The organism is Paenibacillus sp. FSL R7-269, from assembly GCF_000517865.1.
Classification (GTDB): Bacteria; Bacillota; Bacilli; order Paenibacillales; family Paenibacillaceae; genus Paenibacillus_AQ.
Map to the genome: position 1 here is coordinate 223,077 of NZ_ASPS01000020.1, position 25,058 is coordinate 248,134.

General features: G+C 51.2%; 26 protein-coding genes. 5 read left to right on the forward strand and 21 right to left on the reverse strand.

All coding sequences use genetic code 11. The features are described from left to right. Positions 1–58: 58 nt before the first annotated feature. Positions 59–661, forward strand: coding sequence for a DUF4304 domain-containing protein (locus C162_RS10360; RefSeq protein WP_051493370.1), 603 nt, complete (start codon positions 59–61; stop codon positions 659–661). 108 nt (positions 662–769) lie between these two features. Here C162_RS10360 and C162_RS10365 read toward each other — a convergent pair whose 3' ends face one another. Together C162_RS10365 and C162_RS10370 are read right to left on the reverse strand one after the other, a co-directional pair. Further along, entirely contained in the window at positions 770–2,224 is a 1,455-nt protein-coding gene (locus C162_RS10365) for a DHA2 family efflux MFS transporter permease subunit (protein WP_036694253.1), read from the reverse strand. Between the two features lie 66 nt (positions 2,225–2,290). After that, on the reverse strand, positions 2,291–2,860 hold the full coding sequence (locus C162_RS10370) for a TetR/AcrR family transcriptional regulator (protein ID WP_036694110.1): 570 nt from the start codon (positions 2,858–2,860) through the stop codon (positions 2,291–2,293). A gap of 208 nt (positions 2,861–3,068) precedes the next feature. On the opposite strand from C162_RS10370, the gene C162_RS10375 reads away from it, so the two are divergent. Beyond that, on the forward strand, positions 3,069–3,512 hold the full coding sequence (locus C162_RS10375; protein WP_036694113.1) for a DUF4395 domain-containing protein: 444 nt from the start codon (positions 3,069–3,071) through the stop codon (positions 3,510–3,512). 144 nt (positions 3,513–3,656) lie between these two features. On the opposite strand, the gene C162_RS10380 is transcribed toward C162_RS10375, so the two are convergent. The 7 genes from C162_RS10380 to C162_RS10410 all read right to left on the reverse strand — a co-directional run bounded on the left by C162_RS10380 (position 3,657) and on the right by C162_RS10410 (position 10,294). Then, positions 3,657–4,187 (reverse strand): hypothetical protein, encoded by a 531-nt coding sequence (locus C162_RS10380; protein WP_036694114.1) that lies wholly within the window; start codon positions 4,185–4,187, stop codon positions 3,657–3,659. A 113-nt stretch (positions 4,188–4,300) separates the two neighbouring features. Continuing rightward, a complete protein-coding gene (locus C162_RS10385; protein WP_036694116.1) occupies positions 4,301–5,233 on the reverse strand; it encodes an NAD-dependent epimerase/dehydratase family protein in 933 nt (310 codons plus the stop codon). A gap of 288 nt (positions 5,234–5,521) precedes the next feature. Further along, positions 5,522–6,511: an ROK family protein gene (locus C162_RS10390; RefSeq protein ID WP_036694118.1), complete on the reverse strand. Its 990-nt coding sequence runs from the start codon at positions 6,509–6,511 to the stop codon at positions 5,522–5,524. 211 nt (positions 6,512–6,722) lie between these two features. Further along, positions 6,723–7,508: an ABC transporter permease gene (locus C162_RS10395; protein WP_036694119.1), complete on the reverse strand. Its 786-nt coding sequence runs from the start codon at positions 7,506–7,508 to the stop codon at positions 6,723–6,725. Positions 7,509–7,516: 8 nt separating this feature from the next. Next, positions 7,517–8,311, reverse strand: a complete 795-nt coding sequence (locus tag C162_RS10400; protein ID WP_036694255.1) for an ABC transporter permease — start codon at positions 8,309–8,311, stop codon at positions 7,517–7,519. A gap of 70 nt (positions 8,312–8,381) precedes the next feature. After that, on the reverse strand, positions 8,382–9,437 hold the full coding sequence (locus C162_RS10405) for an ABC transporter ATP-binding protein (protein WP_036694120.1): 1,056 nt from the start codon (positions 9,435–9,437) through the stop codon (positions 8,382–8,384). Positions 9,438–9,511: 74 nt separating this feature from the next. Then, the gene (locus C162_RS10410; RefSeq protein ID WP_036694123.1) at positions 9,512–10,294 is read right to left on the reverse strand and encodes a GTP cyclohydrolase II; all 783 of its coding nucleotides are present in this window, start codon (positions 10,292–10,294) and stop codon (positions 9,512–9,514) included. Between the two features lie 232 nt (positions 10,295–10,526). On the opposite strand from C162_RS10410, the gene C162_RS10415 reads away from it, so the two are divergent. Next, positions 10,527–10,853 (forward strand): winged helix-turn-helix transcriptional regulator, encoded by a 327-nt coding sequence (locus C162_RS10415; protein ID WP_036694124.1) that lies wholly within the window; start codon positions 10,527–10,529, stop codon positions 10,851–10,853. Positions 10,854–10,948: 95 nt separating this feature from the next. On the opposite strand, the gene C162_RS10420 is transcribed toward C162_RS10415, so the two are convergent. The 5 genes from C162_RS10420 to C162_RS10440 all read right to left on the reverse strand — a co-directional run bounded on the left by C162_RS10420 (position 10,949) and on the right by C162_RS10440 (position 15,041). Continuing rightward, positions 10,949–11,830, reverse strand: coding sequence for an ABC transporter permease subunit (locus tag C162_RS10420; RefSeq protein ID WP_036694126.1), 882 nt, complete (start codon positions 11,828–11,830; stop codon positions 10,949–10,951). After that, the gene (locus C162_RS10425) at positions 11,827–12,819 is read right to left on the reverse strand and encodes an ABC transporter ATP-binding protein (RefSeq protein WP_036694128.1); all 993 of its coding nucleotides are present in this window, start codon (positions 12,817–12,819) and stop codon (positions 11,827–11,829) included. Before C162_RS10425 ends, C162_RS10420 begins: the two co-directional genes overlap by 4 nt. Beyond that, entirely contained in the window at positions 12,816–13,943 is a 1,128-nt protein-coding gene (locus C162_RS10430; RefSeq protein ID WP_036694129.1) for a hypothetical protein, read from the reverse strand. Before C162_RS10430 ends, C162_RS10425 begins: the two co-directional genes overlap by 4 nt. Before the next feature lie 23 nt (positions 13,944–13,966). Continuing rightward, a complete protein-coding gene (locus C162_RS10435; protein ID WP_036694132.1) occupies positions 13,967–14,482 on the reverse strand; it encodes a sigma-70 family RNA polymerase sigma factor in 516 nt (171 codons plus the stop codon). Positions 14,483–14,543: 61 nt separating this feature from the next. Beyond that, on the reverse strand, positions 14,544–15,041 hold the full coding sequence (locus C162_RS10440; RefSeq protein WP_327196378.1) for a TetR/AcrR family transcriptional regulator: 498 nt from the start codon (positions 15,039–15,041) through the stop codon (positions 14,544–14,546). 231 nt (positions 15,042–15,272) lie between these two features. On the opposite strand from C162_RS10440, the gene C162_RS10445 reads away from it, so the two are divergent. Continuing rightward, positions 15,273–15,977, forward strand: coding sequence for an NAD(P)-dependent oxidoreductase (locus C162_RS10445; RefSeq protein ID WP_036694135.1), 705 nt, complete (start codon positions 15,273–15,275; stop codon positions 15,975–15,977). Positions 15,978–16,066: 89 nt separating this feature from the next. On the opposite strand, the gene nagE is transcribed toward C162_RS10445, so the two are convergent. From nagE to C162_RS10470, 5 genes are all read right to left on the reverse strand, one after another. After that, positions 16,067–17,521 (reverse strand): N-acetylglucosamine-specific PTS transporter subunit IIBC, encoded by a 1,455-nt coding sequence (gene nagE, locus C162_RS10450; RefSeq protein WP_036694137.1) that lies wholly within the window; start codon positions 17,519–17,521, stop codon positions 16,067–16,069. A gap of 41 nt (positions 17,522–17,562) precedes the next feature. After that, positions 17,563–18,081 carry a PTS sugar transporter subunit IIA gene (locus C162_RS10455; protein ID WP_036694139.1) on the reverse strand — a complete coding sequence of 173 codons (519 nt, stop codon included), beginning with the start codon at positions 18,079–18,081 and terminating at the stop codon, positions 17,563–17,565. A gap of 21 nt (positions 18,082–18,102) precedes the next feature. Beyond that, entirely contained in the window at positions 18,103–18,969 is an 867-nt protein-coding gene (locus tag C162_RS10460; RefSeq protein WP_036694140.1) for a PRD domain-containing protein, read from the reverse strand. Positions 18,970–19,155: 186 nt separating this feature from the next. After that, a complete protein-coding gene (locus tag C162_RS10465; RefSeq protein WP_036694142.1) occupies positions 19,156–21,888 on the reverse strand; it encodes a CHASE3 domain-containing protein in 2,733 nt (910 codons plus the stop codon). 71 nt (positions 21,889–21,959) lie between these two features. Continuing rightward, positions 21,960–22,355, reverse strand: a complete 396-nt coding sequence (locus C162_RS10470; RefSeq protein WP_036694144.1) for a DivIVA domain-containing protein — start codon at positions 22,353–22,355, stop codon at positions 21,960–21,962. 126 nt (positions 22,356–22,481) lie between these two features. Here C162_RS10470 and C162_RS10475 point away from each other — a divergent pair, with 126 nt between their 5' ends. After that, on the forward strand, positions 22,482–23,045 hold the full coding sequence (locus C162_RS10475) for a TraR/DksA C4-type zinc finger protein (RefSeq protein ID WP_036694146.1): 564 nt from the start codon (positions 22,482–22,484) through the stop codon (positions 23,043–23,045). 107 nt (positions 23,046–23,152) lie between these two features. Here the strand turns inward: C162_RS10475 and C162_RS10480 are convergent, their stop codons facing one another. After that, entirely contained in the window at positions 23,153–23,512 is a 360-nt protein-coding gene (locus C162_RS10480; RefSeq protein WP_036694148.1) for a helix-turn-helix transcriptional regulator, read from the reverse strand. Between the two features lie 862 nt (positions 23,513–24,374). Further along, positions 24,375–25,019, reverse strand: a complete 645-nt coding sequence (locus C162_RS10485) for a general stress protein (RefSeq protein ID WP_076154013.1) — start codon at positions 25,017–25,019, stop codon at positions 24,375–24,377. Between the last annotated feature and the right edge of the window lie 39 nt (positions 25,020–25,058).

Consider the following 25,058-nt stretch of genomic DNA (forward strand, 5'->3'; position numbering starts at 1 on the left):
CCGACACGTTATAATATGCTGTCTATTATCACCTCAGGTGAAGGAGGACTTACTTACTATGAACGAATTGTTAAATATGAAGGAATTGTTCACGCAGATTATCAAACAAGACGTCAAACCTTTTTTCTCCGCGCAAGGCTATCGGACAAAGGATCTGAATTTCAACAAAATAGAGGGCCAACTCAGCTATAAAATCAATATTCAGAAATTCAAGTACAATACACACAAGGAGCTCAGCTTCTATGTGAATTACAATATTCATTCCGAAGAGCTTGCGCAATATAGGCCTGCTTTGTCTCTGGGTTTGGCTCACTTCTATGCCCGGATCAACCAAATCGTCCCCGCCGCCCCGGAACGCTACTTCCTGACGCCGGAAGTAGATGTGGACAAGTTCACGTCAGACCTGCTGCTCCACTTGGATCAGGGGCTTCAATTCTTGTACACCTTAACCGATGCCAGGGCCATTATTGAATACTATATGCAGCGGACAGCACTGCATTTAAGTGAGGAGACCTTCGGGTTCCTGCTGGATACAGGGGATACAGAGACTGCGGAGCAATGCCTGAAGCAGCTCCAGGCGAAATACGGCGCCGAGAAGCGCTGGGCGATCTTGGAGAAGAAGTATGCAGCGGTCTGGGAGAAATACGGAAGCTCTTCCTAGTGGCCCTTGTTCAATCCTCCCCATTAAAGTATAAAACACAAAAAAACCTCTCCCGCCAAATTGGTTGCCCATTTTAACAAGGAGAGGTTCTTATTCATTTGCAGATAATTAATGCATAGAAGCCTGAGTCTTGTGTGATACGATGACACGCTTAAGGAAGAATGCAATCACCAGACCTATAATAGCCATGACCATTCCGAAGATAAAGGCATTCTGCACTCCATGAGTGAAGGCAGCGCCGATGTTTAGCGGATCAGCCGGGTTAGTAACGGTCTGCATGTAGCTTTTGGAGCCGGAGGTCATGATGCTTACCGCCAATGCTGTACCAATCGCACCCGCCACCTGCTGGAGTGTATTCATAATGGCTGTACCATGCGGGTAGTATTCCATGGGAAGCTGATTGATACCATTCGTCTGTGCAGGCATCATAATCATGGAAATTCCGATCATCAGCACACTGTGAAGCACGATCACGAAGACAACGGTCGAAGTAGCTGTAATCCCCGAGAAGAACCACAAGGAGACAGCGACGAGCGCCAGTCCTGGGATAACCAGCCATTTCGGACCGTATTTGTCGAACATACGCCCCATAACCGGCGACATTAGGCCGTTGATGATTCCGCCCGGCAGCAGCAGTAATCCTGCCTTGAAGGCTGAATACCCTTGTCCCTGCTGCAGATACATAGGAAGAATCAGCATCGAGGAGAGAATAACCATCATACAGATGAAGACCATCAGTACTCCAACCACGAACATCGGGAACTTGAAGGCGCGCAGATCAATCATCGGCTGCTTCATTGTCAACTGGCGGATACAGAATAGAATAAGGGCAATCGCACCGATCACGATGGCGATAATAACCTTCGGACTTCCCCAGCCTTCTGCTTCACCAGCACTGCTGAAGCCGTAGACAATACCGCCGAAGCCGAAGGAGGACAGAATAATGGACAGGACATCAATCTTCGGCTTCGTCACTTCCGTGACATTCTGCATGAAGAGAATTCCACTAATTAGGGCGATCACCAGGAACGGCAGCGATAGCCAGAAGATCCAGTGCCAGCTTAGGCTCTCAATCAGCAGACCGGCAATCGTAGGTCCAATCGCTGGAGCTACCATGATGACCAAGCCGATAAGTCCCATCGCCGCCCCTCTTTTCTCAGCGGGAATGATGATTAGAATCGTATTGAACATCAGCGGCAGCAGCAGCGCGGTTCCCATCGCCTGCACCACTCTCGCAGTGAGCAGAAACTCGAAATTCGGCGACATCGCCGCAAGGAATGTGCCCAGAATAGAGAAGCATAGGGCAGCGACAAACAACTGTCTTGTGGTGAACCACTGCAGCAGCATCCCCGAGATCGGAACCAGAATGCCCAGCGTCAGCAGATAGGCGGTAGTCAGCCACTGCGCCGTCGATGGTGTAATTTGCAGGACATTCATAAGATCACTTAAAGCTACATTTAGGGCGGTCTCACTGAACATGCCGATGAAGCCGGCAATCAGCAGGGAGATCAGAATAGGTAAAGTCTTGAATTGCAGGGGTTCGCTTGACCCCTTGTCAGTCATAGTTGCGTTCACTCTCGTATCCTCCTGGTATCTGTGTATATCTCTCTCTGGTCTTGCGTATTACGGTTAAGCCAGTATTGCCGGAATGCACTCTGCCGCTGCTTCCAGCGGTTGAATATTTCTGCAGGTCAACGCCTGCAGCAGCGCTCCCTCGAACAAGGAGACCACCACCGAAGCTTTGCGCTCTGCCGTTTCCTCCTGTACCCCCTCCCGGATCAGACGCTTCGCAATAATATCCTGCCAATCTCTGAAGACACACTGGCAAGCAGTACGAAGCTCATGGCTGACACAGGAGGTCTCCACGGCTACCCAGAAGCTGAACGGAACGAGCCCTTCAAAAGAAGATTTTTCCGCCTCATTTGCCATAGACATGATGAAATTCTGCACTGCCTGAGCCGGTGCCGCTTCACCCTCCATATAATGGCGCAATAAATGGGCTACCTCTTCACTAGTCCGGTTAATGCAGGTCAGTGCCAGCTCCTCTTTGCCGTGGGGGAAATAATAATACAAGGAACCCTTGGGCGATTCGCTGTCCTTGATGATCTGATTCAGTCCGGTAGCATGGTACCCCTGTGTAAAAAACAACCTGGAAGCCGTATCCACAATGGCTTCGCGTGCATTAGGCTTGTTCGACAAGCTCTACACTTCCTTATCTTGACGATCCAACAATTATAACAATTGGTCTACATAATAAAACCACAAAAAAACTTCCGTTGTCAATGGATAATAATTTCAAATTTTAATTTCTGTTTCTTGATCGTAGCACATAAGGATTGCTACTTCCGCGTTCTGCCGTTATAATCGAGTTAAATTATACAATTCCAATGAGAAAGGTTTGATTTACATGAATCAAACGCCTTCCGTGCAGGGAATTCCCCGGCCGCTAGTGAAGCTCAATCAGGCCTTCATTGTCATATGTGTATTACTGGCCTTGCTCACAGGTCTCCACTGGATTCTCGCCCTCCCGCTTGCCGCGGGATTATCCGGTCTAATTTTCGGATATAATCCCGTCATCAAGCTGTGCAGCCCGCTGCTGAAGAAGCCGCGCTCCGCCTATGTGCTTGAAGACCCGGAGCAGCAGCAATTCAACCAGAAGATTGCCGTCTTCAGTCTGGCGGGCGGACTGGTCAGCTTTCTCGCCGGCTGGACCATCGCGGGATATCTCTTCAGTCTGATGGTCGGAATCGCAGCAACGGTTGCCATTCTCGGCTTCTGCATCGGCTGCTTCATTCATTATCAGTGGAGAATGTACACTCACAGACGCAAGCAGGCCGGGCTTCACAAATAATCCGGATTTCCTTCCTGCTGCATACCTCTACTCCTTGTCACAGAACAGGCCAGCCAGTCCTTGCAGCAGTAGAACACTACTGTCAAGGCTTGGCTGGCCTGAGTTCTCTCTTCTTCTATGCTTCGAATCTAAGGTGTAAACCGATCAGCGTTCCCTGCCTGCCACATCCCAGCGGTGACGGAACTTCTCCAGGCGCGGATGGACCTCTGCCGGCGCTTCGGAGAGAAGCAGACGCAGCTTGACGATCCACTCCTCGAAGGAGGAGAAGGAGGCGAAGAGATTCGCCATATCTGGAGTCAGATAGAGGAAATACGGTGCAGGATAGATATCGCTGATATGACGCAGTGCCGAATCCAGCGGGGTGTACTTCTTTCGCTTACCTTCGAGGCTCTCCACGGTGATGAAGGACTGTCCCTGCTCTTTTTTCCACTCATGCAGCCGGTCATCCCGCTTATACCAGGCCTTCACCGGCTCCTTCGTCATCCGCCGGACGGTTTCTTCATGCAGCGGGTAGAGCACTAGCTTCATGAACTTGCGGTCCACTGCCGTCTCTGCCGCCTTAAGCAGCTCCATATCCGATATATGCTCGAACGAATCATAGAAGATCAGCGTCCCCTTACGTTCATTGGCTGGCGGTTCATAGCCATAAGGCATATGTTGTATGTCGCGTGTCATCATATTACCTCCCGTGTATTACTGCCTGTAGCATATCATGCTACCCGGAACGGCGTACAATTCTGCAAGTTTATTATACAAGCACTGCTGCTCAGTTCCCTTGGCTTCATCCGCTAGCCCAGCTCTTCGCGGAACCATTCTATGGTTTCCCTAATGGCCCGCTTATACGATGTCGGATTGTACTCGGGGAACCGCATCATGAATTTATTATCATTCAGCAGAAGCGGATACTCGAATTCATATAGAAGCTCATGGAATTCGTTCGCTTCCTTATTGAACACACCGGCTACTCCGACTGCCCATGCCGGCAGCGCACAGCACTTCCCCTTGCTGCCAGCCGCTTGCTGGATGTTCATCAGGAATTGCCGCCCCTCAATAGCGCCGGAGCCGGATACATGCCACTCCCCCTGCTCGCCGCTCTCCGCCAGCAGCACGGCCGCCCTGGCCGCATCGCGGATATAGACCAGATCATGCGGGACATCCAGCTTCACCGGCCACTTAATCGTTCTGGCCTGGAGGGCTCCGCTGAAGATCGGTCCGAATAACCGGTTCGTGACATTGGGACCGTAATAATCCGGATATCGCGGAATCACGTAACGGAAGCCCCGCCGTTCAGCCTCCGTCTTCAGCAGCTCCTCCAGTTGATTCCGCAGCTTCCCCTTGCGGGTTCGTGCCTCCTTCGGATGGCGTTCATCCGCCGGAAGATATTGGAGCTTGCCGTAACCGTAAATATTGCCCGGAAATACCAGCGTCTGTCCGGTCCTAAGCAGGCGGGTTACCCGCTCCAGCGCCTCCGGCATGACAGAGTACCAATCCTGATACGGCACATTAAGACAGAAATAGACGGTTGTTACCCCATTCAGCGCTTCAGCCAGCACCTTCTCATTCATTACATCTACTGCTGCTATGGTCAGCAGCGGCCCCTTCAGCCTGCGCAGAGCCTGACTGGAACGGTGGTATGTAGCTGTCACTAGCTTGCCCCGTGACAGTAATTCTTGTGTGATAGAATGGCCCAGACCGCCATTACCCCCAATTACGAGATTCATAACATGAACGGCTCCTTATCGAACGCATGAAGACCTTAAGCAACCTGCTAACGGTTCATTCAATCTGCCCGTGATTATAATTCGCAGTATGGAAGAACCAGATCATCCAATCTTCTTCCTTAGAAGAGGAGGATATATATTCCATATATCTGCACTGTTATCAGTATATCGCCTGTCAGTTACTATATTCATTGGGTTAATTTGACGATTCATGTCGATTCCGGGCTTTTATATGGACATATGGTGAATTATTGCATTTCAATAGTTTTGCATCAGTGGATTTTCTGCTCAGTTAGAATAGTCTAGTTGCGTATGCTTCTGCTTCTGATAAGCATACACAGCCGCACCCAGCGTACCCGCACGGCTGCCTAGCTCAGCCTGAACTATCCGGCACCGGCTTGCAGACAGCTTCAGCGCATGGGCATTTACAGTATCGCGGACACTATTCAGGAGACGGTCTCCTGCTGCGGCCATGCCGCCCCCGATAATAATCAGCTCCGGGTTCAGCAGATTGATCACATTCGCCAGTCCGAACCCCAGCAGTTCTCCCGTCTCATGCATGACCTCAATTGCCAGGGAGTCTCCAACATCATACGCCTCTGAGATCATCTGCGCCGTGATCAGCTCCTGATCTTGTCCGGTCCAGGTCTGAATCAAGCTGACCCTTCCTGCCTCCAGCTTCTCCTTGAAGGTATTCACCATCCCCACCGCAGACACATACCGACCCAGGCATCCGGAGCTTCCGCAGCGGCAGGGACGTCCCTGCCGGAACATATTCATATGTCCGATTTCACCAGCGCTGAAGGTTGTCCCGTAGAGCACCTTGCCGTCATGAACCATCCCGGAGCCGAGACCAGTGCCGAGAGTGAGCAGAATTAGATGCTTATGGCCTTGTCCGGCCCCCCGCTGCCACTCCCCGTATAGATTAACCCGCACATCGTTATCTATGTATACATTGAAGTTGTAGTATGGCTTCATTTCGTTGACCACATGGACCTGCTCCCAGCCGGGAAAATTCGGTGAAAAGACCGACAGTCCCTCCTCCGGGTCGAGCAGACCAGGAATTCCCATGCCCATACAGGCAATCTGAGACTCGTTAGTCCCGCTTCCTGCACATAACTGTGTAACAGCAAGCCGGATTCGCTCCAGCACATGCGCCGGACCCTGCTGCGCTTCCGTAGGTATCGAAATCTCCTCCACTGCTGTGAAATGTTCATCGAATAGGCCTGCCTTGATATTGGTTCCGCCCAGATCAATTCCTACTATATACTTGTTCATCCTGCCTCAACCTTCTTTCTCCGATAGATTGCTGTATCTCTGCTTACCTTATTATGCGCTTTCAACTTTTAGATAAGTAGCATTTTCCTAGCATATGGATAGTACGTTTCACTTGAAAACAAACATCCTGCTGATACGGATGTTTGTTAATATATTGACAAAGAGGGCTGCCCCGGCAGCCACTACTCAAGCTGCGGGACAACCAAGTGTCTTAAGAACCAGCGCCCTTATACCGCTTGACGCCGAAGCTCCAGGCCATCAGGCCGATGCTGAGGAAGACCACGCCGACCAGCGGGGTCAGCAGCGCCATCGTCCGCATCTCATCGCGGTGCAGGAACAAGGCTGCCGGATAGATCCCGACAAAAGCGAACGGGATAATCCAGGTAAGCAGCACCTGAATCGCCCGGTTATAGATCGTTACCGGATAACGTCCGTACGTCTGGATGTTATACATCAGCGGCAGAATGCCTGTCGGGGCATCCGAATAGAAGGACAACGAGGTCAGTGTCGTATAGATCCCCGTATAAATGGCTACTGCGCTGAGAGTCAGAAGAATCAGCATCGGCAAGGTCCACCATTCAAACGGCAGGCCCAGATTGCTGCCGCTGATCGCCATCACAACCAGCCCGATGAAGGAGCCGACCAGTGAAGGCGGGTCCACATTTTCCAGGAAGATCTGGAACAGGTTATGCGCCGGACGGGTCAGAACGCGGTCCATTTCGCCTTTGACAATATACCGTTCACTGAAGCCCCACATATTGACGAAGCAGCTGAACACGCCAAATGGCACCATGAAGAAGCCGTAGACGAACACCACTTCGTTCTGATTCCAGCCACCCAGGCTGTCGGTATGCATGAAGATGACCAGGATGAAGATAAAGTTCGTCGCCTGGAACAACAGGTCGGAGATGACCTCCACCCAGAAATCCGCGCGGTAGGTTAACCGTGTTTTCATATAATTCTTCAGATATTCAATCAATAAGCCCAGGTAGTACATAGCTCAGCTTAACCTCCCTGCACGAACAGCCGCTGACGCGCTGCGTGATTTAGCCAGACAATCGGAATGAGCAGAATCAGGAACCAGATGACCTGGATACCCAGCACATTCCAGATGCCTACCCCCTGCACCCGGCCTGTAAATACAGAGCCCGGCAGATAGGTAATTGCTTGGAAGGGAAGAACCTTAAGCACAGAAGACAACCAGTCCGGGAACAGTGTAATCGGCACAATCAGCCCCGAGAACAGATCGACGACCACACGCTTCATGCGCATCATCCCTTCATTGTTCTCCACGAAGAAGGCTGACAGGCCTGTAATAATATTAATCTGCGAGCTGATCAGGAAGCTGAAGAACAGCATGACCAGGAACCCGGCCCAAGCCGAAGGCTCCGTAGGGAGCTGCACCGGAAACAGGAGAATGGCAATCACCATGCCCGGGATCATCAGCATCATGAAGCGGAACAGGCCTTCGCCGAGGCCCTGCATCATTTTGACCAGAACATAATTATAAGGCCGGATGAACTGGATCGCGATGCTTCCGTCACGGATATCCGTGGAAATCTCCCGGTCCAGATTGTTGAAGTAGAAGGCCCGCGCCATCCAGGATACCGCCACATACGTGGTCATCTGCGCCCCGGTAAAGCCGCCGAGCGACTCGCCATTGCCATATATTGCTTTCCAGGTGAAATAGTTCACCCCGATATTAAGCGTGTAGATCAGAATCCCCGAATAGTAGTTCACCCGGTAAGCAAGCATTGTCAGGAACCGGATACGGATAAAATCAAAATAAGCGCCAAGCAGCAGCCTCCGCCCATTCTCCCCGGAACCGCCCGGAGAACCGCCGGAGGAGGGAACTGCCGTTGCCAGCTTCTCAGACATGGATAACCTCTTTCTCATCGCTGAGTGCGGCGATCCGCTCCTCCGGCTTCTCTGCCGAGCCTGACTGGTAAATACTGCGGACGATGTCATCCGTATTTGTTTCGATGATTTTGATGTCTGTGATATCGGCCTGTCCGACGACCCGGCCCAGCACATCTGATACATTCAGCTCCAGCGGAATCCAGACCTTGGCTGCCAGCTCATTCTCTGCTGTCCAGGTAACCGGCATGCCTTCCGTCCAGTCGATCAGCTGCTGCAGCTTCGTGGCCGTTCCGAACTGGAACTGCACCTCACGCCCGGTTCCCCAGCGCTGCTTCAGGTCATCCAGACCTCCGTCGTAGATAATCCGCCCGTCATCCAGCATAATCACCCGTGAACAGAGCGCTTCAATATCCTGCAGATCATGTGTCGTCAGCAGGATGGTTGTGCCATGCTCACGGTTCATGTCCTTCAGGAATTCACGGATCTCCGACTTCACGACAATGTCGAGGCCGATCGTCGGCTCATCCAGGAACAGAATGGACGGATTGTGCAGCAGTGCGGCTACCAGTTCGCAGCGCATCCGCTGGCCCAGACTCAGCTTACGGACCGGACGGTTCAGCAGATCCTGAAGCTCCAGGCGTTCTACCAGTTCATCCAGCCGTTTTTTGAAATCCTGCTCGGACACGCGGTATACCTTGCGCAGCAGCTGGAAAGATTCAATCACACCGATATCCCACCAGAGCTGGCTCCGCTGGCCGAAGACAACGCCGATATTCTGCACGAACTTCTCGCGCTCCTCATACGGCACGAAGCCGCCGACAGTCAGACTACCGGCGGTAGGCACAAGAATCCCGGTGAGCATCTTAATGGTTGTGGACTTTCCGGCCCCGTTCTCCCCGATGTAGCCGCAGATTTCGCCTTCGGGAATGCTGAACGAGATGTCCTTCACTGCGGTCACTTCGGAATATTGCCGTTTAAACAAATCAGCGAAGGCCCCTTTGAGGCCCTCGCGGTTTTTTTGGACTTTGAAGGTCTTGCGCAAGTCCTGCACTTGAATAGCATTCATAGGTTACCTCACTAAGCTAAGTATTGGGTTCAGTACCCCATTATAATGGAACGGATGCATATCCGTCCAGCTGCTTATTTAGCCACTCTTCCTTCAAAAAAATCCGTGCCTGCCACAGCCTCCAGATGCCCTGAACGGGCTACCTTGGTCCGCAGATACTTTTCATTGAAGGCCGATACGTCTCCCCATAACGGCACCCGCTTCACCGTATTCATTCCGGCAGCCCGGAGTGCTTCCATTTTCTTCGGGTTGTTGGTGATCAGGGTTACCGGATAGCTGCGCAGGTATTGAAGCACGCTGATCGCATCTGTGTAATCTCTGGAATCATCGGCGAACCCAAGCTCCAGATTGGCCTCCACAGTATCATACCCTTCTTCCTGAAGCAGATATGCCATTGCTTTGCTGAACAGGCCAATCCCTCTTCCTTCATGATTCGCCAGATAAAAGAGAGCCCCGGCGCCATGCTGCGCAATCATCTTCATCGACTGATGCAGCTGGAAGCCGCAATCGCAGCGCTTGCTGCCGAAGATATCCCCGGTATGGCAAATACTGTGCATTCGGATCAGCGCTTCCTCGGAATGCTCGAAATCTCCGTAGACCAGGACACTGGACTGCTGTCCATCTGCAAGCTTCATTGAGGATAAACGGCTGATGAGCAGCTCGGTAGCCTCCTTGCCTTCCGCGCGCTGAAGCTCTTCGTCCGTCACGTTCAGCCAGCTGTACCATTTGAAGGTGATCGTCTCCCCGTCCAGATTGACAGGCAGAGTAATAGGTCCGACCAATATATTCATGGAATGTTCCATAGGAATCCGGCTTATTTTGTTCTGTAGGATAGATAGGATATCTGGGTTAATCATAAGAGCACCGTCCTAAAAGTTTGATAGTATACGCTTCTTCGATTCCATTACGCAAACTTGCTGCGAATAGAGTGCACTTCGTTTTAAATTTTGATATTTAATTTTCTTCACAGTAACTATTTGTAAGTTAGTTTATCATTGTAATATAACTTCGTCAAGTTATAATATATATTTAAATATTTATAATTACTTATTGTAAGTTTATGATATAATGAATGCTGAGGTGATCCTTATGAATGATTTTGAGATGTGCCCGCGGTTTGAGAAAGCGGTAGATGTGCTTAGTAAGCGGTGGGTCGCCCTGATCGTGTTCGTCCTGATGGATGGTCCGCGCCGGTTCGGAGAAATTGAGCATTGCTTGTCCAACCTTAGCGGAAAGGTCTTGTCAGACCGGTTGAAGGAAATGGAGGCTGAGGGGATCATACAGCGTTCTGTATACCCTGAGATGCCCGTACGAATTGAGTATTCGTTAACCGATAAAGGTACGGCCCTCGCTCCCATTCTAGGAGAGATCGGTAACTGGTCAACGGACTGGATCGAGATCGGCGTGAGCAAATGATTCCCGCACGGCACGCGAAGCAGCGCCCTTGAAGCTCCTGAACAGGAACCTCGGGGCGCTGCTTTGTTTGATTTTATAATAAGCATGGTCGATTCCTACAGATCCTTACGCTGAAAGCGCAGAAGCCCCAGCCCAAAGATAACCACAGTGTAGATTGCAGCGTATACGACAAAGGTATTAGACGGAAATGAATTGAAATTCATCAGACTAAGCGCCCCGCTATCCATCGATAACATACCATTCATATCCTGTAAGCTGAACAGCTCGACAGTCATTCGGCGCTGCAAGGTATCTGCGGGCATAATCATCGAGATCATTCCGGTCAGATTATTCAGCACCTTCAGTCCGTCGTCCTCCAGTCTCAGCGAACCGCTAAGCTTATCTACCATCCCTCCGAGAAATCCCGCCCCGTAGAGCATTGTCATGAACACACCGTTGCCAAGCGCCGAGAATAGTCCTGAACCCAGCATGGATACGGAGATTAACAAGGGAACTACAGAGGCGAACAGCAGGAATGACTTCGCAAGCACGACTGCATCTCTGGGAACATTCGCGTGAGCACTTGTAATCAGCAGAATTGCAGTGAACAGAATGAGGGCATACATCGTTCCCAGCGTGACAAAGCCCAGCCAGCGGCCAAGATACCATTTCCAGCGCGGCAGCGGCCGGGGCAACAGAGCCTGCATGACCCCCTGCTCCGCTTCACCAGCAATCACCGAGAAAGAGCTGAAGATCGCCAGAAAGGCAATAACGAACGCGCCGAAGAAGAAGCCCAGACTCAGAATAAAAGCGCCGTTCATGTACTGCATGAACAACCCGCTGCCATTTCCCAGCGTTCCGGCCCCTTGATCGTTCGTTCCTACGGTATCGGCCACAAACCAGAAGGCAATCAGGAACACCAGGGTCAGCAGGAGGGTTAGCAGCATCACTTTTTTGCGCAGCATTTCTTTCCAGGTCATTGCTAATATGGTTCTCATTCCTTCTCCCCCCTATGACTGAGCCCGGCTACCGCATCCATGAACCAGTCCTCCAGCCGTTCAGTCTGGCGGCTTACCTGGTACAGCGTCATCCCTTGCTCCACCATCAGCCCGTTCAGCCAGCCTGCCTGTTCCTCATGATCCAGCTCCGCCTCCAGCCACACGACGCTTGAATCTGACTCCTCCTGTGCCGGATCATAGCCCGATTTACCCGCCGCAGGCACGGATTCCCGGATGGATAGCCCTGTATGCTCATTAAGCCAGGACAGCAAAAAAGGCGTGTATCCGCCCACTTTGAAATGCCAGCTTGTCCGTTTGTTCAGCATCTCCGCTACTTTGCCGTGCCGCAGGACCGCTCCGTTACTCAGCAGAGCCATCCGGTCGCACAGCACTTCAACATCCTCAAGTAAATGAGAGTTGAGAAAAATAGTAATTCCCCGGTCCTTCAGCCGCTGCAGAATCTTCCGCACTTCCATTCTCCCGATGGGATCAAGGGCTGAAGAGGGTTCATCCAGGAACAGAATCTCCGGGTCATTCACCAGCGCACACGCAAGACCCAGCCGCTGCTGCATTCCCTTGGAATAATGCTTAACCCGGTCCCTTCCGCGCAGCCCGATACCTACCTCCTGCAGGAGCTGAGGGATTCTCTGATCCATGACGGATTTCGGAATCCGGCACAGCTTGGCATGAAGCCTGACCACCTCTTCACCGGTCAGCCAATCCTGGTAGCGGTACAGCTCCGGCAGATAGCCAATTTTCATTTTGGCTTCCATAGAGCCCAGCGGATGGCCCAGGATGGAAGCCTGGCCGCCTGTTGGTGAGATGAGTCCAACCAGCATTTTGACAAAAGTACTCTTGCCGGCACCATTGGGGCCGAGGAAGCCGAAGGCTTCCCCTTTCCCCACAGTCAAGGTAACATCCCGGCAACCGCGCCCGTTCGGATAAGCTTTGGTCAAGGTGTTCGCATCAATCGCAGGGATACTGCTCATTGTGTGATCAACTCCTGTACCTTCTGAATGAACTGCTCGCGCTCAGGATAGATATCTCCGCCGCTAAGCTGCAGAAGCTGCCCCTTCTGCACCCAGACAGCCGTATAGCTGTTGCCGTTACTGAACTTCATTTCAGTAAGAATGACCGGCGTACCAGCCACCGTAATCTGTTCATCATGATTGCCCTTAATCAGCGGCATCGGCAGATCGCCGGACAAAATCCGGCTCTTCTGCAGACTGCTTCGCAGATTGTCGGGAATCAGCGGGAAGTTCACAACGGCATCAATCGCTTCGTCCAGATCCACAGAAGGATCTACGGTAACGACAGGTGTGTTCATCTGTGACAAGGCTCCCCAGTGCTGATCGCTGCCCAGATCGTAATTCACCTGCTCGGGGATATGAAGCGTAATCGGCTTGCCATCTACAGATGCAGGCAGCAGATTGTCCGAGCCCAGGCGTTTCAGTGCCTTGTTCACTTCATCCACCTTCAGGTTCAGTGTGATATCATGGGACCCGCTGACCTGAACAAACTTGACTGAATCCATAACGGACCCCTTCAGCGGCTCGTAGCCCAGCAAGCCTTGGATGTCCTTGAGCGGAACATTCTCCTTCATCTCACCATTGGTGATGGAGACGTCACCGAAGGCCTCAAGGGATTGCTCAATATTGCCATTGCCATTCTGAGTTATCTGATAGAACATATCCCGCAGATCGCCTTCTTCAACAACAGTAGCCTCCTGCATCTTGAACTGGTTCAGCAAGGCTGCCATGGCTGTATTCCCTACCGGAGTAGCCAGAATTGCTGCGAAAATCGCTACGCCTGCTGCCGCAGCGGCCCACTTGCGGCTGCGGCTCATCATAGGCCGGCGTGACTTCCGACCTGTATTCTGCAATGGCTCCGCTGCTGCACGACTATCCGCCATAGCTGCCTGAAGCACAACATCTGCTTCCGGTTCTGTTCTATCTGATCTATCAGCCTTGACAGTCTGTTCCTCTATAGGGGTCTCTTGTTTACCCCATGTAGCCCACACCGGATTGACCGGCTCGTCTCCCAGCTTCTTCTGTAATTTAGCCCAGGCTTCATCTGTGCTCTGTGGCTGTATCTGCCCGTTTGCTCTATTCATGGTTTCTTTCCTCCCGGATCTCATTATTCTTGCGGAATGGATTTCACCGCATGGTGTTTCAGTTTGGCTGTCGCCCGGCTTAACAGGGTGCCGACCACAGGCGGCCTCACTCCCAGCTCCCCGGCGATCTCTGCATAGCTGTAGCCCGAATACTTAAGCAGCAGGGCCTGCCGGTCCCGTTCGGGAAGATCCTCCAGCCAGCTCCGTACATCTTCCTGATCCAGCTTGCTAAGGACTACTTCTTCCCCCGTAGGAGCAGAAGCCCCCGCATCATATAACAGCTCCTGTTTGTTGATCAAACGCCGCTCTCTCACCCGCTGGTTCAGATAATCATAGCCGATCCGTGTTAGCACTCTATGCAGCCACGCCCCCAGAGCCGCGGGATCATCCGGCGGATTTCTGTAGAGTCTGATAAAAACCTCCTGCGCCAGATCATCGGCAGCACTCTCGTCCCTCACAAGTGCCGCCAGCTTGCGCCGCACACTCGGGTAATGCTCATAAAAGATTAATTTGTATGGGTCTGATTCCGGAATATTCATTAGGTAAATCCTCCTTATCCGCTGCAGCTATAAGTAAGACGAAGGCTAAGGCGGATTTGTATCACCTTGTCTCAAGATTTCTCTCCAGCAAGTTCCCGATCCGCTGCGCCATTACGTCTGGAGGGAGCGGCTGTCCATTCTTGAACCACCATTCCACTACCCCAACGATCGCCGATCCCAGAAACTGGATGTCCACGTTTCTGATGTTGGCTGAATCCTTGTCGCTCCCTTCAGACAGGCTGTTATCCTTCTCCAGCTCGCCGAGGAAGAATTCAAGAAACCGCCCGCGGAAAAACACGCTGCCTTTACTCCCCAGCAAAACAGAGAAGAACATCGAATGCGTCTCAAAATATTCAAACCACACCAATCCCATTTCGGTATATCCGGCGGCATCGTCTGAACTTTCGCAGATTTCGCGTATATTGCTGATATGCTCTTCTATGAGCTTGTCCAGAAGATCAAATTTATCTGTGTAGTGAAGATAAAGGGTTCTACGGCTGACATCCGCTCTATCAGCAATGTCCTGTATTGTAATTTGATCAAAATCCTTTTCCAGCATCAGCTCAATAACAGCCTTTTTTAGGGCTTCCTGGGACTTGCGTATTCTCCGGTCGATCTTTAACACTCTATCCTCACCAGCTTTCCTGCAGATTACTGCACAATTCCGTTGAAGTCGTGAATTAATGCACAGAATCAGGCTTTTTAAGACTTGTATCGATTCTTGTTCTGCTTATTATTATACATACATGCTTATTAATTCACGACTGTGCATTTAAAGGAGAATATTATAATGAAAATTGCAATTATCGGAGCCACTGGAGGAACTGGAAGAAAAGTAATGGAGCTGGCACTTGCAACGGGACATGAGGTGATAGCTGTGGTACGCAGACCGGAGGCGCTCTCCCCTGCAGCGGGGCTCACTATCCGGCAAGGGGATGTATTCGACAGATCCAGCATGATCCTGGCCCTCGCCGGAAGCGAAGCGGTCATCAGCTGTATTGGTCCTCCAAGCAACTTCTCCCCGGATGCTGCCGGCAAGAAGGGCCTTGTAAATCTTAAGGCAGGCAAAAATGTCATGGCAGCGAACTTCTCGCCGGGTACCGTCATGTCAGAAGGAATTCCAAATATCCTTGCAGCCTGTCGGCATCATGGAGTTCAGCGGCTGGTGATGCAGAGCGGGATTAATCTGAGTGACGGGAGGGAGTTGTCACTCGTCAACCGCTGGGCTGTCCGCTTGATGCGCCGCATTTTCCGCAAAGCGATTGAGGATAAGGCAGCCGCTGAACAAGCAGTAATGCGCAGCGGATTAGACTGGGTAATCGTACGGGCATCCGTGCTTAAATACGCAGAGAGTTCTTCTAATTATACGGCAGGCCCATCGGCCCGCATCCATCCGCTCCAGGCGCTGCCTTATGCTGCCTGTGCCGATTGCCTGCTGCGTGCGGCAGGCAACGAGCCGACTTGGGTCCGCAAGGTGATCAACGTAGGCCGATAGGGAGCAAGCGAACGAATGAGCAAAAAACAGACACCCCGCGAAGGATGCCTGCCAGGAAAAGCTATTCTGCTCTGTTGACCTTCTTGAAGCTACATCAGTTTCTTGATATCATCCTTGAGTTGCTCGGACTGTGGTCCGAACACAATCTGTACAGCGCCCTGCCCAAGCCGCATAACTCCCGATGCACCAAGCTGCTTAAGCGCGGAATCCTTAACCGCCTTGTCATCATTTACGTTAAGACGCAAGCGGGTAATACAGGCATCGATGCTGCGGATGTTCGCAGGACCGCCGATGTTCTCCAGAATCTTAGCGGCTCTAGAAGAGGACGACACTGTTGTACCGCTCTTGGACAGATCAATCAGGTTCTCTTCCGTCTCATCCTCGCGTCCTGGAGTTTTGAGGTTGAACTTGACGATAATGAACCGGAATAACACATAGTAGAGGACGAAGAAGCCAAGCCCGACTGGAATCAGCACCCACGCATTGGTGGACTGCTTCATGTTAAGCAGGTAATCAATGAGCCCGGCAGAGAATCCGAACCCGAGCTTCACATCCAGCACATACATTAGGAATCCGGCAAAACCCGTCAGCAAAGCGTGTACCAGATACAGCAGCGGCGCGAGGAACATGAAGGAGAATTCCAGCGGCTCCGTGATTCCCGTCAGGAAGGAAGCAATCGCCGATCCGATGAAGATGGACGCGACCATTTTGCGTTTCGACGGTTTGGCTGTATGAATGAATGCCAGGGCTGCGCCCGGCATAGCGAACATCATAATCGGGAAGAAGCCTGTCATGAACATTCCCGCAGTCTTATCTCCGGCGAAGAAGCGTGTCAGATCTCCGTGAACAATATCCCCTGCAGCGTTCGTGAAATCACCGAGCTGGAACCAGGCGATAGCGTTGATTACATGATGCAGGCCGAACGGAAGCAGCAGACGGTTAGCCGTCCCGAATACAAATGCCCCTGCACCGCCGAGACCAACAACCCAGGTACCGAAGTCACTGATGACATCCTGAATCGGGCTCCAGATCATGCCGAACAGCACTGCGAGAATCATGGTGGTGATAGCGGTAATAATGGGTACGAAGCGTTTGCCTGCGAAGAAGCCAAGCCAGTCCGGCATTTTAATATTATGATATTTCTTGTAGAGGTAAGCAGCCCAGGCTCCGGCAAAAATCCCGCCCAGCACGCCCATATTCAGCTTCACATCATCGGCGATGAATGGCATTTGGGCTGGAAGCACCTTAAGAATACTGTCCAGCACCTGATAAGCAATCAGGGCTGACAGCGCGGCAACCGCATCACCTGCGAACCCGATCGCTACCCCTATTGCAAAAATCAGCGCCAGATTACCGAAGATTGCACCCGCACCCGCATTCAGAAAAGGAGCCACATACTGGTTAAGGAATCCCCCTACGGTACTGCCCAGATGGAAATCCTTCTCATAATTAATCAGTCCGAACCCTTGCAGAATGGCTGCCGCCGGTAAAGTTGCCACTGGAAGCATCAGAGATTTCCCTAACTTCTGTAGAAAAGCCAACATAATGAAATCATCCCCCTGGTTTCATATTATTAGTGTATGTTCTATAGCTGTGAAGCTGCTGTGGTAAGAATACTGCTCGTTCCTGCCGTAACCTGGCCGTAATGACAATTCACCTCCGGGGTTTCCTCCCCGTTACTAGTTACTATCACTGGAGTAATGGTACGGTAGCCCGCAGCCCGGATCGCCTCCAGATCGAATTCGATCAGCGTCTGCCCTGCCTGCACTTCATCTCCGGTGGCAATATGGCTGATGAAGCCCTCTCCCCGCAAGCTGACCGTATCAATTCCAATGTGCATCAGCAGCTGTAGCCCGGAGGCATGCTCCAGGATTAGAGCGTGATTAGTTTTGACCACATGCGCAATTTTCCCGTCAAAAGGTGCCGTTAAACGTCCCTCTATAGGTTCTATGGCGATGCCTTGGCCCATATGCCCACCAGCAAAGGTCTCATCCGGCACTTCCGTTAACGGTACGGACTGTCCGCTGACCGGAGCATATATCTCCAGGCGGGTTACCGCCTCAGTAGGTTTCTCTTCTTTTTTGGCTTTCCATCTCGAAAACATAAAACTCACTCCTTGCCGCTGCTATTTATTCTTCTCTATGGTCTGGAACAGCCGGTGCAGATGCATAGCCAGGAAGCAGATTTCTTCTTCGGGTACGTCTACACTGAGCTTGCCCTGCATGAATGTGCCCATCCTGTGTGCGAGCTTGTATTCATCCTTGAATTCCTTCTTAATATGCTTCACAAAAGGATTGTCGATAATCGAACCCTGCAGAATCCGTTCAATCGAGAATCTCAAGTGGACCATCAGCCGGACATGATTCATACTGCCCTGCTCGAAGCGGATCTTGCGCTCACTGCGGATCATCTCCATCAGCTCGCTGACAATGTTGGAGGCCTTCACGAGCTGGCCCACCGGCACATTGCTGACCGCAGAATAGACGTGGTAAGTAAGGAAACCGACCTCGTCTTCAGGAATCTGCACTTCAAAGCCTTCGCTGATCTTCTCAGCCGCCTTGGAAGCGATCTCAAATTCCTTGGGGAACGTCATCCGGGTCTCCTCCAGGAATGGATTCACAATGTCCATCCCGCTGCGCAAGCGGAAGATGGTGAATTGGATATGGCTGGGGAGCGCCAAATAGATCTTGTCGTTTAACTTGCCGGAAAACTCACGGGCGATATCAGAGATAATCTCATCCGTGATCTTCATGACTTTGGGATCAATATCCTCCAGCAGAATCTGATACTGACTCCATTCCTCCCGGTCCTCCAGCCGAAACAGCTTTTCAATCCGGGGATCATCCGAATCAATAACACCCGTATCCTTAAGCGCAAACCCGATGCCCTTGCCGATAATTACATATTCCTTGCCCTTCTTGCCGCCCTCTACCATCACGACATTATTCCCAATCACCCGCAGCACCTGAAATTGTTCAGTGTCCCTCGCCAAGTTCCCCCTCCTTTCCGCCCATTGCCTGATTTTTTGCACAAAAAAGAGCCAAGACTGGACTCAAAGTAATGAGTACGAATCTTGGCTCATGCCCTGTTAAGGTAACACGCCACTGCATATAAATGATCATTTATGAACCCATCATAAAGCATACCTTGTATCCCCGTCAATGGGTTTTTGGAAAAGTCAAATGTACCGGCACATTCGTGTAATGACGTCCTGCATCATTACCGGCTTGCTGATGAAATCAGTGGCTCCGGCGGCCTGGCAACGCTCACGGTCTTCCTTCATGGTCTTGGCTGAGATCGCTATAATCGGGAGGTCGGTGAGATGCATCTCCTCACGGATAATGGATAGCGTGTCGTAGCCATCCAGAACCGGCATCATAATATCCAGGAGTACGATATCCACCTCCGGCTGCTCTCTAACCACTTGAAGACATTCATACCCTGTCTGAGCGGTAATGATGATCATTCCGTAAGGCTCCAGACCCTTCTGGAGGGCATAAATATTGCGCATATCATCATCTACAATCAGCACAGTTCTGCCTTGCAGCTTGGCATATTCCTTCTCGAACAGGGAGTCCTGGCTAATGCCCGGCTGACCTTCAAGATGGACGGTCCGTGAGTGCTCCGCCCCGGCTGCAGTCTGAGCCAGCTCCGCCGGATGGAACGGTTCTTCTTCACTGTCCAGTTCACGGCAAGGGAGATACAAGGTGAATGTACTGCCCTTGCCCTCATCGCTCTCCAGGCTGATATGTCCGCCCAGTAGCTGAGCCAATTGCTGGGAGATGGATAAGCCCAGACCAGTTCCCCCGAATTTGCGGGCTGTCGTTCCGTCCACCTGGCGGAAGGCCTCGAAGATCAGGTCACGATTCTCCGCGGAGATGCCGATTCCGGTATCCTGTACAGCAAAGGCCAGCACCGGCCCCTGTGTTATGTAACGCTGATCCGAATACGCCGCCAGCTTGGTAATCTCTACGGTAACCGTGCCCTGTTCAGTGAATTTGAAGGCATTGGACAGCAGATTCCGCAGAATCTGATGCAGCCGCATCTCATCGGTGAAGAACAGATCCGGAACCTCCGGGTTCAGAGTCACGTTAAACTCTACATTTTGCGCTTCTGCAAGCTTGCCGAAATAACCCTGCAGCAGCGATGGTAGCTCGGTGAGATTAACGGCATCCATTTCCACCAGCATTTTGCCGGCTTCCACCTTGGAGAGATCCAGAATATCGTTAATCATATTGAGCAGATCACTGCCTGAATTGTAGATGACCGAGGCATAGCCCAGTTCTTCCTCATTTAAGGTATGATTGCGGTTCTCCGTCAGGAGCTGTGAGAGAATCAGCATACTGTTCAGCGGCGTACGCAGCTCATGCGACATATTGGCCAGGAACTCAGACTTGTAGCGCGAGCTCTGCTCCAGCTGTTCATTGTACCGCTCCAGCTCGATCGCTGCATTCTCGGCTACATATTTCTGATTCTCAAGCTCCTTGTTCACGGTGAGCAGCTCGCTGGTCTGACTCTGAAGCTCCTCCGTCTGCATCTGCATCTCCTCAGATTGCGTCTGAAGCTCCTCCGATTGAACCTGAAGCTCTTCGTTCATCACCTGCGATTCATGCAGAAGCCTCTGGATCTCCATCCGGGTCTTCACCGAATTCACGGTAACACCCATCATGTCCAGCAATTCCTTCAGCAGCTCGAAATGATACGGTGCCCAATGGGTCAGCGCAGCGATCTCCAGTACGGCAACGGTCTTGTTCTCAAAAATAATCGGAGCGATCACAGCGAATCTGGGTGCCGTTCTGCCCAGAGCAGAGTTGATGTAGATATAGTCATCAGGCAATTGCTCGATCACATTCATCCGCTGATCCAGCGCACATTGACCTGCCAGGCCTACTCCAGGCTGAATAACCTGCGGCCCGATGCGCTCTTCCTTATTCTCTGCGCCTGCATAGGAATAGATGCGCTCGAACAGTTCATCATTATTCACGACATATATAGTGGCATACTGCATTTCCAGCATAACCGACAACCGGCTGACAAAAATTCTGCACAGTGAAGGCATATCAATGGTCTCTTGCAGGGCAATCGACATCGAGGTGAGCTGTTCGCTCATCCACTGCTCCCGCTGCACGTTATCCAGCAGTCCGTTCGTCGCTTCGCTGAGGTCATAGATTTCATCAAGTGTCTTCACCTTAATGCGCTCTGAGCGGTTACCGCCTGAGGCAATGCTGTTGATGGCCTGTATGACGCTGTGCAGAGGATTCACAATGCTGGCCGAGAGCAGATAAGTGATGAGCAGCGCAAGTACGACCACCAATCCCCACAATATGTACATGGTGATCAGCAGCTTATGATTACTGTCCTTCAGGTTGCTGATCCGGTCGTTCGTGAGCGTTCGTTCGATGTCACGGAAGTAATCGGATTGGGAGCGGATCGTGTCGACGAGATTTTTCCCCGTATCGTTGCGAAAAAAAGCGTTGACCGCCTCCGTATTGCCATTCTTCTTCAGCTCAACCACATGCTGCCCGGCGACATCGACCCACTTCTCGATATTATCCGTAACCGTGTCCAGATTCCGCACCTGATTCGGGTTATCGGCAATGAGATTATTCAGCTTAGCTGCATTAATCCTCCACTGTACCAGCCCGTCATTATACGGCACCAGGTAAGACTCATCATCGGTTAGGACGTATCCCCGCTGTCCGGTCTCCATATCGAGTACATTTTTCTCAATTTGATATGTAAGTTCATGAACTTCTATATCATGATCGCTCAAGAACACGGTTTCTTTCTCCAAGCTGTTAATCCGGCCGGAGACTATAATCAGAAATAGGCCTAACATTAATAGTATCATGACATATCCAAGTGCGATTTTGCCGCGGATCTTCAAGTTCCAAGCATGCTTCTCCGGCAATGGTTCAACCCCCGTCCAGAGTTATACTTATGCTGCATATTGTTTATTCTCACGTTGTGGCTGCACAGGGCTTACAAATACCCCTCCGTGCGGGGCACAGGCAATCTGTCCTTGAGCTGACGCACATTGGCTTCCAGCTTGATGATGATATCCTCAAGATCCTGCGGATCGATCCCCTTAATAATCGGCACAGGGGCCGGAGTGGCTGCGGTCTTCACCTCTGCCTTCAGCTCTTTCATCTCAATCTGCTGCTCCTGCCACTTATCCATCAGATCCGCTATGGTGGCATAGAACCGTTCATAATCCTTAATAACGCTGTCCAGGAACGTATCCACCTCTTCGGCATCATAGCCGCGAAGCTTCATACTGAATTCCTTTTCATGAATTGTAAGTGCATCAAGGGTAATACCGAGCTGGCTGAACAGCTTTCTCTGCTTATCCAGCCGCCGTTTCATATGTTCGTCCATTTCATAACCTCCAAGTGTATGCTGCTTTCATCCGGCAGTAATTATTATAACAGGGTGAAAGCAGCCTGAAAATATCACTAAAGTTACAATTCAGCATAGAGATGTCCGCTGATTGCCCTATAACACATGAGCCACTTAACCAAAGACCAATTGAATACACTCCGGGCAGCCCTTAAGGAGCGCAAGGCAGAGCTGGAGCAGCATTTCTCCGGCAATGGAGCTGAAGACAGCCTGCTTGGTGATTCCCTTATTCTCTCTACGGGCGAGCTCTCTTCTGTCGATAACCATCCTGCCGATACAGGAACAGAGACGTTTGAACGAAGCCGCGACCTGTCCATTAATACCTCGCTATCCGAAGAATTAACGGAGGTCGAGGCTGCTCTTGCGCGGATGGATGACGGAACGTACGGCATCTGCGAAGCCAGCAAGCAAGAGATTCCTTATGAACGGCTTGAAGCCATCCCCTACACCCGCTATACCGTGGAACATGCCCTAACCAGCCGCGACACCGGCGCACGTCCTGTGGAAGGAGAGGTCATGACCCCGCCGCCAGCCGGTGCAGGCGAAGGACGTCAGCAGAATAGCGGAAGATTCGATGACGCCGGTACCTGGGAAGCCGTGGAGAATTATGGCAGCGCAAGCTCACCGGTGACCCCGCCGGACCAGGATTCTGAAGATGAGGATTCCTGATCGGCCAGTTCACAGCTTATAAGGCTCGTGGATAGACTGATATTGATGAGTCCGCCGGATCGTGGCCTGATCGATATACATGAGCCCGCCAGCTCGTGGATCTGCCATCAAAAGTTGTCTGCTACCGCTTTATTAAGGATTCCAAGACAACGGTCAAGGTCAGCCTTCACCTGCTTCTTATACAGCTTGGCCTTCTCCTCCCCATCCGAAGTGAAATGATACAAGACAATCTCCTGAAAATCGACCTTCGGGTCGCTCCCCTTGAGCTGCTTGGTGCGGTACAGTATCCCTTGCTGCACTAGCTCATGCAGGGCGCGGTAAATTTCACTTTGGGGAGGCGAATAGCCATGAGCTTTGAAATCTCTGCGCAAATCCTCTAGCATCTGATAACCATACCCTTTGTGCTGCTCCACCATAGTAATCAGGTATACCTTTATAAACGCCCGCTGGGCAATCATAAACGCCATAAGACACCTCCCGGGGTGTTTTTTGTTTGAAATCGTATAGCAGGAAAAACTGTTGCCGCTTGGCAATTCCCACTATTACTCTAGTATAAACTCTATTTCCCAGCTTTCACAACAAGTTATTTAAAATTAGGGAGGATGCCGGGGCAGTACTGTCGTCGAGCAGGGAAATGCTACAATACAGAAAAATGCTACAAATAGTCATTTAGAGAGTTGCCTATTTATCGAGCTATTTGTCGAGAATGGGTTATCTTCACTTTTTCTGTTTTTGAAGTAGATAGGTAAGTGGTTGGTATGGGGTTTAGATGTCGTGGACGAGTGTGGTTGTTGATTTTCGAGCTTCTATTGTGAATTTTTCATATGATGAAATATTGTTTTTAGTGGAAAAACGTATCTTATTTCATCAAACTTCGAGGATTGCACGGCAGCAAGCGGAAAAAAGACCGTTAATTTTACTCGTTTGCCTTCAAGTTGGGGTATTGTGGTTTTTTAAGTGCTCTTTTTCCAATTGTTGCTGTAGATACGCGAAAAAGCTCATTAATAAGTGTTGAAAATCCAACTATTCCCCTACTGTAATGGCTCGTAGCCTCCAGGCTTGTCCCCTGTCCCGCCTTATGGCTCTATGTAGATCTATACAGGATCTGAGCAGGTTGGGTGGTTGGTGGTTTGCGGTATGGAATTTGCGGTTTGTTGTGAATTTTTCATATGTTGAATTTATATAATAAGCGGCTGTATGTGTCCTTTCCCTTATGTCACATTATAATGAAGGAATGCGATGCAAGCCGCAAAAAGAACTGCCTGGGGGTTGTCCCGCAGGCAGTTCTTAGAGGGTGCTATATTAGCGGGGCAATATCCCGCTATATCATTAGATTTTGTCGCGGTTGTAGAGGTCCGGGTCACGGTCTGCATTCATCGCGCCCCTGTTGCCCAAGGTATTGCCAACCGTGGTATCTCTAGGGACCAGATCCGGGTTAGTTGCTCCGCGGTCTGCCAGCGTATCCTCAGGGTACAGACTGTCGTACCGGCCCGAGTTAAGTGAACGGTTCCCCCGGAACACAGTATGGATATCTCTTCCGCGGCCGTTGTCATCGACGAGGACGAGGATTTTGCCGCTGTCGATGTAGCCTTCGTAATCTCTGGCCTCATCCTCGGGAATGCCGAGTCCGATTAATCCGCCCACTAGACCGCCTGCTCCTACTCCGATGGCAGCCCCTGTTAACGTAGCTGCGATTGGGCCTGCGGCAAGGATTGGACCAATTCCCGGAATGGCCAGCGCACCGATTCCGGCCAGCAGTCCGGTAATTCCGCCTACTACGCCGCCGGTGGCTGCACCTGTAGCAACGCCTTCCGGCGCCATTGTTCCTGTATCTTCGGAGATGTGTTTCAGGTCATCTCGATCCTTCGTTATTACTGAAATCTCATCGTTCGTGAACCCTTGACTCTGCAAACTTTCAATTGCTCTGGTTGCTTCTTGTTCCGTATCGAATACGCCAATAATTTTCTCTGTCACTTGAAGCCCTCCTTCGTAATTGTTGTTCGCTATTGTATT